An 8,502-nucleotide genomic window follows, 5' to 3' on the forward strand; every position below is an offset into this window, starting at 1 on the left:
GACTGCCTTATGAAGACGATCACCGAAGACCTGCTCTCCAGCTACCTTGCCGCGCGGTTCCCCGACTGGCGCGAGGTCAGCGCAAGCAACCTCGAACGCCTGCCATTGGGTGCCTCGCGCGAGACGTTCCGGTTCGACCTTGCCTATGCCGACAGCGCAGGCGAGCATCGCGACCGGCTGATCCTGCGCCGCGATCCGCCTGCCAGCAATGTCGACAGCGACCGGCGGCACGAATACGAATCCTACCGCGCCATCCACGGCCACGGCATCCCGGTGCCGCGCATGATCCTGCTGGAGGAAGACGCGGAACATTTCGGTGGCGCAATCTCTCTGGCCGAAGACCTGCGCGGCTATCACAATAGCGAATACCAGTTGCAGGAACCGGCCTGGGCCGATCGCCTGCCCCGCATCGCGGACGAGTTGTGGTCCACCATGGGCAGCCTTGCCGCTGTGCCGTGCGAGAACCTCGACCTGTCGTTCATGAAGCCCGCCACGCCGGAAACGACGGCAATGCAGGAACTGGACTATTGGGAAGGGCAGATGGACGCGAACGATGTCGGCCCGGAACCGGTGATCCGCGCCGTAATCCGCTGGCTGCGCCGAAATCCCCCGCCGCCCGCGCAAAAGCTGGCGATGGTCCACGGCGACTTTCGCGCGGGCAATTTCCTTTACGACGACGATGCGAAACTGATCGCGGTTCTGGACTGGGAAATGGCCCACATGGGCGATCCGCTGGAGGATCTGGCGTGGAGCATGGCGCGCGTGTTTTCATTCGGAAAGGACGAGCGGCGCGGCGGCGTTGCCCCGCGTGAAGAGGCGATCCGCATCTGGGAACAGGCCAGCGGCCTCACCGCCGATCCCGACGCGTTGCGCTGGTGGGAACTGGCGATGTGCGTGAAGGGTCAGGCGATCTGGAACAGCTGCGCCCACGCCTGGTCCACCGTCGACGATCCCACCGTCATCCACGCCTATGCCGCATGGTGGCTGCGCAATGCGCAGGACCGTGCCGCACTTGAACTGATGGGGAAGCTATGAAACCCGCCGTTCCCGCCGCCACGCGCTTTCTTGCCGGCAAGCTTCGCGACGATATCGTCCCCCACCTCACCGGTTTCCGGCAAGGTAATGCGGCGATGACCGCGGCGATGCTCGACATGCTCGCCGACGAGTGGGACGTGGCCGCCTCGCGCCTCCATGGAGAGAACGCCGCGCTATACGCGCTCGTCGGCAAGTGCGCAGCGTTCCTTGGCGAAAATGCGCCAGCGCCGCTTGACCAGTCCGACCTGCGCATCTCTGCCCTCACCGCCACGAACGAGGCGCTGCGCGCGCAGCTGATCGATCTGCACGCCGCCATCGAAGAGAACGAGGCAACCGATCTCGATGCCGAGATCTGGGCCTTCCTGCGCGGCACGGTGGAAAGCCGCCGCGTCGCTTCCGCCAATTTCTGACCCGAATTTCCGACACGGAGACTTTCATGCTCACCAAGGCCGACGATTTTCCCATCCACCAGACGCCCGAGCCGATCGCCTATTCCGGCACGGACCGGAATTTCTACGATCGCTACTGGTTCAACGGCTACGAGCCGGATGGTTCGCTGTTCTTCCTGGCCGGCATGGGCGTCTATCCGCACCTCAACATCATCGACTGCGGCATCTCGATCCAGGTCGACGGGGTGCAGCACTGCCTGCGCGGCAGCAAGATCCTCGAAGACCGCATGGACACCTCGGTCGGTCCGATCCGTATCGAGATCGTCGAACCGCTGCAGAAGCTGCGCATCGTGGTGGAAGAACACGATGGCATCGCCGCCGACATCACGATCACCGGCCGCGCCTTCCCGATCGAGGAACCTCGCTTCATGCGCCGCGTGGGGACCAAGGGCTTTCTCGACTACACGCGCCTGACGCAGAACGGCCACTGGACAGGCTGGGTCTCCATCGACGGCCGCCGTATCGAGCTTTCCGACAAGTGCACCGGCACGCGCGACCGTTCGTGGGGAACGCGCCCCATCGGCATGTCCGATCCGCAGCCCAATCCGCTGGCCGGAGAGCAAGGCTATTTCTGGCAGTGGACGCCCCTGAACTTCAAGGACAAGAGCTTCTTCTACCACATCGCCGCCGAACCCAGCGGCCACATCTGGAACACCCGCTCCGTCCTCTGCCCCGATGGCACCAGCCCCGAGAGCTTTCTGGAAACCGAGAACGCGGTGATGGAAACCGAACTGGTGCCCGGCACGCTATGGCCGGAATCGGGCAAGCTGACCGTCGACTACGGCGACGGCCCGTACGTGCTGGAATTCGAACCGTTCCACCGGATGCAGATGAAGGGCATCGGCTATTTCCACTCGGAGTGGTTCCACGGCAACTACCACGGCCCCTATCGCGTCGAGCGCGAGGATTTCAATGTCGCCGATCTCGATCCGATGAAGCTGGAAAACCTCCACGTCCAGCGCCTGTCGCGCGTGAAGATGACTTCGCCCGACGGGACTGTCGAAGAAACGGTCGGCACGTTCGAACAGGCAATTCTGGGCGCATACGAACCGCTTGGCATAACGAGCGGGATGGACATCACCCGCTGGGACAAGGACTAAGGGCATGGGACGTCTGGACGGCAAAGCCGCGATCGTAACCGGCGGCACCGACGGGATCGGCTATGCCATCGTGAAGCGACTGCTGGACGAAGGCACATCGGTCCTGTTCTGCGGGCGCTCGCAGGATCGCGGCGATGCCGCACTCGCCCGCCTTGGCAGCGACCGCGCCCGGTTCATGGTGACCGACGTTGCCGAGGAAGCCGAAGTCGAGGCGTTGATCGCAGGCGCGGTCGAACACTTCGGCAAGCTCGACATCATCGTCAACAATGCCGCCGTCGCGGCCGTTGCGCTGATCGAGGAGCACAGCACCGAGGCATGGCGGCGCAGCAATGCGGTGAATTACGATTCCGTCTTCTTCGCCTCGCGGGCGGCGATCCCGCATCTGCGCAAGACCAAGGGCACGATCATCAACATCGCGTCCATCTCCGGACTTGGCGGCGAAGGGGCCTATCCGTCCTATTCTGCGCAGAAAGGCGCAGTGATCCAGCTGACCCGCGCCATGGCCGTCTATCACGCACGCGAAGGCATTCGCATCAACGCGATCTGCCCCGGCTTCATCGAAACGCCCGCGACCGATGCATTCAAGGCGCTGCCCGATCTGCTGGAATCCTGGATCGAGGGCATTCCCGCCCAGCGCCCGGGACAGCCAGAGGAAATCGCCTCGGTCGTCGCTTTCCTTGCGTCAGACGACGCCAGCTTCATGCACGGTTCGATCGTCGTGGCAGATGGCGGGGTCAGCGCATCGAGCGGTCAGCCAACGCAGGTTCCGCTGGGCTGACGCCACGGCGGGCCGAAATCAGCGCGGTTCGGCCTGCCATTTCATCACCAGTGCCGCCCCGTCCGTCGCGGCCCCGCGCGCCTTGCCGGGCGTGCGGGAAAAGCGCGGGGCTGGCGCGGCCTGAAGCTTGCCATCCACTTCGACATACGCGTTACGCCCCCCGATCTGCGGGTGCGCGATGGCTTCGTCCAGATTGAGGACGGGGAAGACGCATGCGTCCGATCCCTCGAACAGCGCGGTCCAGTGATTGCGGCTTTGCGACGCAAACTTAGCGGTCAGGGCATCGCCGAGCGCGTCCCAGCGTTCGCGCTTCTGCCCGTCGGCAAATTCGGGCATTTCTAGCAGGCGGATCAGTTCGGCGAAGAATTGCGGTTCCAGCGGGCCGACGCTCACTTCCCCGCCGCAGGAACACAAATAGGAACGATAGAACGGCGCGGCACCGCCCAGCAGGTTCTCGTCACGCTCGATCGACAGGGTATTGGTGCTGCGCAGCCCGTCGAAGAACGACATCAGTGTGCCGACCCCGTCGACGATGGCGGCATCGACTACCTGCCCCTTGCCCGACCGTTCCCGCTCGAACATGGCGGATACGATGCCGAAGGCCAGCATCATCGACCCGCCGCCGAAATCGCCGACCAGATTGAGCGGAAGGGTGGCCGGTTCGCCCGGCTTGCCGATCGCGGCAAGTGCGCCAGACAGCGCGATATAGTTGATGTCGTGCCCGACTTGCCGCGCCATCGGGCCATCCTGACCCCAGCCCGTCATCCGGCCATAAACAAGCCGCGGATTGCGTCCCAGCACATCGTCCGGCCCCAGCCCCAACCGTTCCATCACGCCGGGCCGGAAGCCCTCGACCAGCACATCGGCATGGTCGAGAGCGGCAAGGCACGCCTCGCGTCCTTCCTCGCTCCTAATGTCGATTTCCAGCACCGCGCGGCCACGGTCGTTCACGGGGTTGGGCCAGCCATTGCCGCCCTTGCGGTCGATGCGCAGCACCTCCGCGCCCATGTCGGCCAGCATCATCACCGCATGCGGCCCCGGCCCGATGCCGGTGAATTCCACCACGCGAATGCCGGCAAGCGGCCCGGTTGCCGCCGCCGTCACGCCGCGAGCATTCCGGCGAGGCGTGCCTGAATGATGGCCTCTGCATCGGTGACGATGCGGGTGAGGAGTTCGGCGCAAGTCGGGATGTCGTGGATCAGGCCCTGTATCTGGCCGGCCCAGACAAGCCCTGCGTCGATGTCGCCGGTTTCCAGCGCGATGCGGCCCTTCGCGCCTGCCACCAGCGGCTGGATGTCGGTGAACACGGCATCGGGGGCGGCGGAGATGTCCACCACCTTGTCCGACACGCTGTTCTTCGCCACGCGCCCCGTGTTGTGGAACTTGCGGAAGATGAGGTTGGTCGACCTTTCGTCGTTGGCGACAAGGAACTGCTTCACGTTGTCGTGGATCGGCGCTTCGACGGTGGCGCAGAATCGGGTGCCCATGTTGATCCCCTCGGCCCCCAGCGCCAGCGCGGCGGCAAGGCCGCGTCCGTCACCGATGCCGCCGCTTGCCAGCATCGGCACCGTCACCTGGTCCGCCGCAGCCGGGATCAGGATCAGGCCCGGCACGTCATCCTCCCCCGGATGGCCAGCACATTCGAACCCGTCGATCGAGATGACGTCGGCACCCATCCGTTCCGCCGACAAGGCATGGCGGACCGACGTGCACTTGTGCAGCAGGGTGATGCCGTGGCTCTTGAAGTCGTCGACATGTTCCTGCGGCTTGCCGCCGGCGGTTTCCACGATGGTGATGCCGCTTTCGATGATCGCCTTGCGATATTCGGCATAGGGCGGAGGGCTGACGCTGGGCAGGATCGTCAGGTTCACCCCGAACGGCTTGTCGGTCATCGCGCGGCAGCGGTCGATCTCTCGGCGCAGGTCATCGGGCGTCGGCTGGGTCAGCGCAGTCAGAATGCCAAGCCCGCCCGCGTTCGAGACGGCAGCGGCAAGCTCGGCCCGGCCCACCCACATCATCCCGCCCTGTACGATCGGGTGTTCGATGCCCAGCAGGTCGGTAATCCGGGTCTTCAGCGCCATTACAGCACCTCCACAATAGTGACGTTCGCGATGCCGCCGCCTTCGCACATCGTCTGCAGGCCATAGCGGCCGCCGCGTGCCTTCAGCGCGTGTATCATCGTCGTCATCAGCTTCGTGCCGCTGGCACCCAGCGGGTGGCCCAGTGCGATCGCGCCGCCGTTGACGTTCAGCTTCGCCGGATCGGCCTCCAGCGCCTTCAGCCATGCCATCGGCACAGAGGCGAAGGCCTCGTTCACTTCGTACAGGTCGATGTCGGACAGCGTCATACCCGCCTTGGCCAGGGCCTTTTGCGTGGCCGGCACCGGCTCCTCCAGCATGATGACCGGATCGCCCGCACTGACCGAGACATGGTGGATGCGCGCGACCGGCGTCAGGCCATATTCCTTCAGCGCCTTTTCGTTCACGACCAGCACGCCGGACGAACCGTCTGTCATCTGGCTGGCGTTGGCGGCGGTGATCGATCCGCCCTCCACGATGGGATCGAGCGAGCCGATCTTCTCCAGCGAGGCATCGAAGCGCACGCCCTCATCCTGCGCGAACAGGCCCTCGGCGGTTTCCACCGGCACGATCTCCGCCCTGAACGCCCCCGCCTCGATCGCGGCGGCGGCCTTGCGGTGGCTGGCAAGTGCGAAGGCGTCCATGTCGTCGCGGGTAAAGCCGTACTTGTCCGCGATCATCTGCGCGCCGGTAAACTGGCTGAAGGTTTCCACGCCGTAGCGCTTCTGGATGGAGGCGGGGAACGGCCCCTCGCCAATACCCGCCTTCATGTGCAGCGAGGTGTTCGAGAACATCGGCACGCGGGTCATGCTCTCTGTCCCGGCGGCGATGACGACATCCTGCGTGCCGGACATCACGGCCTGGGCCGCGAACTGGATCGCCTGCTGCGAGGAACCGCACTGACGGTCGATGGTGACGCCGGGGATGCTGTCGGGCAGCGAAGACGCCAGCACGCAGTTGCGGGCGAAGGCGAAGGACTGTTCGCCCGCCTGCGTCACACAGCCCATGATCACATCGTCGACGATCGCGGGATCGATGCCCGATCTCGCCACCAGCGCATCCAGCACCGTCGCGCCCAGATCGGCCGGATGCACGCCCGCAAGCGCGCCCTTGCGCCGGCCACCGGCTGTTCTCACTGCTTCGACGATATAGGCCGTGCTCATTGCATCATGCTCCCTTGAAGTCGGGTTTGCGCTTTTCCAGGAAGGCGGCAACGCCCTCCCGGCTCTCGGCATCGAGGCCGGACTGCGTCACCATCCGCACCTCGCGCTCCAGCTGTCCTTCCAGGCTTTCGCCCAGCGTCGAAAGCAAAAGGTCCTTGATCCGGCCCGCAGCGTTCACCGCACCCGCCGCAAGAACCTGCGCAGTGCGCGCGGTTTCCTCCGCCAATGCCTCGTCATCGACGACGCGGGTGACGAGGCCGATTTCCAGCGCTTCGGCTGAGTCCACGCGGCGGCTCGTCAGCAGCAGATCCTGCGTGCGGCGCATCCCGATCAGGCGAGGCAGCAGCCACGACATGCCGCCATCCGCAGTCAGTCCGATCGCGCCATAGGCAGTGCTGAAGCTGGCCGAACGCCCCGCGATCACGACATCGCCTGCCAGCGCAATGCTCATCCCCGCGCCCGCCGCCGGCCCGTTCACCGCCACCAGCAGCGGCTTTGGCATCCGCATCAGGCGGATGACGGCCATGTGCAGCACGCCGGCCAACTTGCTGAGATAGGCGCCGATGTCGTCTCCGGCCGCGCTGAAGCCGCCGACATCGCCGCCGCCGCAGAACAGCTTGCCCTCACCCTTCAGCACTACGCAGCGGATCGCGGGATCGAGATCGCAGCGGATGGCATGATCGAAGAGCGCTTCGGCAGAAGCCGCATCAAGGGCATTGCCCGCCTTGGGGCGGTTAAGCGTTATCGTGGCGATATCGCCGTCGACTTCGAACAGGACCGGGATATCGCTCACAAACAGTTCTCCATTGCCTCTGCGGCCAGTCTGGCGAGGCGGGGGAAGGCTTCGGCGCGTTCCTTCGCCTGTGCGTTGGCAGCGGTGCCACGGATGACGCGGCCCTTGATGCCGTGGAAGATCGCGGCAAGCCGGAAAAACTGGAAAGCGATATAGAAATCCCAGTTCGGAATGCTCTCGCGCCCCATGCGCTTGCAATATGCGGCGACGTATTCGGCCTCGCTGGGGATGTTCAGAGCGGCAAGGTCCACGCCTTCCAGCCCCGCCACGATGTCGGGCGGCATGCGGTACATCATCGCGTGATAGGCAAAGTCGGCCAGCGGATGACCCAGCGTCGACAGTTCCCAGTCCAGCACCGCAACCACGCGCGGTTCGGTGGGGTGGAAGATCATGTTGTCGCAGCGGAAGTCGCCGTGCACGACGCTGGTCTCGTCCCCCGTGGGGATGTTTTCCGGCAGCCACGCGACAAGCCGGTCCATGTCCTCGTTCCGGCCCGCTTCCTCGTCGGCAAGGTACTGCTTGGACCAGCGGCCGATCTGCCGCGCGAAATAGTTGCCCGGCTTGCCGTAGTCGCCAAGACCAACGGCCTCGTAATCCACCTGGTGCAGCGCGGCCATCGTGGCGTTCATCGCGTCGAAGTAGGCGGGGCGATCCTCGCGCGATACCTCGGGGAAGGTCGCGTTCCAGAAGATTCGGCCTTCCACCATGTCCATCACGAAAAACCACGTGCCGATGACATCGTCGTCGGTGCAGATGCCGTGCACGCGCGGCACGGGAAAGCCGGTCTTGCCCAGCCCCGCCATGACTTTCGCCTCGCGCTCCACCGCGTGCGCACCTTTAAGCAGCTGGCCCGGCGGCTTGCGGCGCAGCACGTATTTCGCGGTCGGCGTCACCAGCTTGTAGGTCGGGTTCGACTGGCCGCCCTTGAACTGCTCGATCGTCAGCGGACCGGCAAAGTCATCGACATTGGCGGCCATCCATTCGGTCAGGCGCGCAGCGTCGATCTCGTAACCGGCGCGGACCGGCGTCGTGCCGGTATTGGCCTCGGCGATCCCTTCACTCATTGCTGGCTCTCCCGCCATTCGCGCTTGATCTTCTTGGCCAGC

At 65.0% G+C, this 8,502-nt stretch carries 9 protein-coding genes; 4 read left to right on the forward strand and 5 right to left on the reverse strand.

What is annotated here, in order from left to right; translation table 11 throughout:
• The first annotated feature begins 9 nt into the window (after positions 1–9).
• From A7A77_RS10835 to budC, 4 genes are read left to right on the forward strand one after another with little or no spacing between them, the layout of a single operon-like run.
• Positions 10–1,035, forward strand: coding sequence for a phosphotransferase family protein (locus A7A77_RS10835; protein WP_066557575.1), 1,026 nt, complete (start codon positions 10–12; stop codon positions 1,033–1,035).
• Positions 1,032–1,445: a hypothetical protein gene (locus tag A7A77_RS10840; RefSeq protein WP_066557576.1), complete on the forward strand. Its 414-nt coding sequence runs from the start codon at positions 1,032–1,034 to the stop codon at positions 1,443–1,445. Before A7A77_RS10835 ends, A7A77_RS10840 begins: the two co-directional genes overlap by 4 nt.
• A 26-nt stretch (positions 1,446–1,471) precedes the next feature.
• Positions 1,472–2,584, forward strand: coding sequence for an Rv3169 family protein (locus A7A77_RS10845; RefSeq protein WP_066557578.1), 1,113 nt, complete (start codon positions 1,472–1,474; stop codon positions 2,582–2,584).
• A gap of 4 nt (positions 2,585–2,588) precedes the next feature.
• A complete protein-coding gene (budC, locus tag A7A77_RS10850) occupies positions 2,589–3,362 on the forward strand; it encodes a meso-2,3-butanediol dehydrogenase (protein ID WP_066557580.1) in 774 nt (257 codons plus the stop codon).
• An 18-nt stretch (positions 3,363–3,380) separates the two neighbouring features.
• Here the strand turns inward: budC and A7A77_RS10855 are convergent, their stop codons facing one another.
• From A7A77_RS10855 to A7A77_RS10875, 5 genes are read right to left on the reverse strand one after another with little or no spacing between them, the layout of a single operon-like run.
• Positions 3,381–4,466, reverse strand: coding sequence for a CaiB/BaiF CoA transferase family protein (locus tag A7A77_RS10855; protein WP_066557581.1), 1,086 nt, complete (start codon positions 4,464–4,466; stop codon positions 3,381–3,383).
• Entirely contained in the window at positions 4,463–5,443 is a 981-nt protein-coding gene (locus A7A77_RS10860) for an NAD(P)H-dependent flavin oxidoreductase (RefSeq protein ID WP_066557583.1), read from the reverse strand. Before A7A77_RS10860 ends, A7A77_RS10855 begins: the two co-directional genes overlap by 4 nt.
• Positions 5,443–6,603, reverse strand: a complete 1,161-nt coding sequence (locus tag A7A77_RS10865; RefSeq protein ID WP_066557592.1) for an acetyl-CoA C-acetyltransferase — start codon at positions 6,601–6,603, stop codon at positions 5,443–5,445. Before A7A77_RS10865 ends, A7A77_RS10860 begins: the two co-directional genes overlap by 1 nt.
• A gap of 4 nt (positions 6,604–6,607) precedes the next feature.
• Entirely contained in the window at positions 6,608–7,396 is a 789-nt protein-coding gene (locus A7A77_RS10870; RefSeq protein ID WP_066557598.1) for an enoyl-CoA hydratase/isomerase family protein, read from the reverse strand.
• On the reverse strand, positions 7,393–8,460 hold the full coding sequence (locus A7A77_RS10875) for a phosphotransferase (protein ID WP_066557601.1): 1,068 nt from the start codon (positions 8,458–8,460) through the stop codon (positions 7,393–7,395). The genes A7A77_RS10870 and A7A77_RS10875 overlap by 4 nt, the downstream gene beginning before the upstream one ends.
• Between the last annotated feature and the right edge of the window lie 42 nt (positions 8,461–8,502).

Origin of the sequence: Croceicoccus bisphenolivorans (assembly GCF_001634625.1) — a bacterium.
Taxonomy (GTDB): Bacteria; Pseudomonadota; Alphaproteobacteria; order Sphingomonadales; family Sphingomonadaceae; genus Croceicoccus; species Croceicoccus bisphenolivorans.

Excerpts from the sequence above, each read along its gene's own strand:
- A7A77_RS10860 (WP_066557583.1), bottom strand. The coding sequence starts at position 5,443 with ATGGCGCTGAAGACCCGGATTACCGACCTGCTGGGCATCGAACACCCG.
- A7A77_RS10865 (WP_066557592.1), bottom strand. The coding sequence starts at position 6,603 with ATGAGCACGGCCTATATCGTCGAAGCAGTGAGAACAGCCGGTGGCCGG.
- A7A77_RS10875 (WP_066557601.1), bottom strand. The coding sequence starts at position 8,460 with ATGAGTGAAGGGATCGCCGAGGCCAATACCGGCACGACGCCGGTCCGC.
- budC (WP_066557580.1), top strand. The coding sequence starts at position 2,589 with ATGGGACGTCTGGACGGCAAAGCCGCGATCGTAACCGGCGGCACCGAC.
- A7A77_RS10840 (WP_066557576.1), top strand. The coding sequence starts at position 1,032 with ATGAAACCCGCCGTTCCCGCCGCCACGCGCTTTCTTGCCGGCAAGCTT.
- A7A77_RS10845 (WP_066557578.1), top strand. The coding sequence starts at position 1,472 with ATGCTCACCAAGGCCGACGATTTTCCCATCCACCAGACGCCCGAGCCG.
- A7A77_RS10835 (WP_066557575.1), top strand. The coding sequence starts at position 10 with ATGAAGACGATCACCGAAGACCTGCTCTCCAGCTACCTTGCCGCGCGG.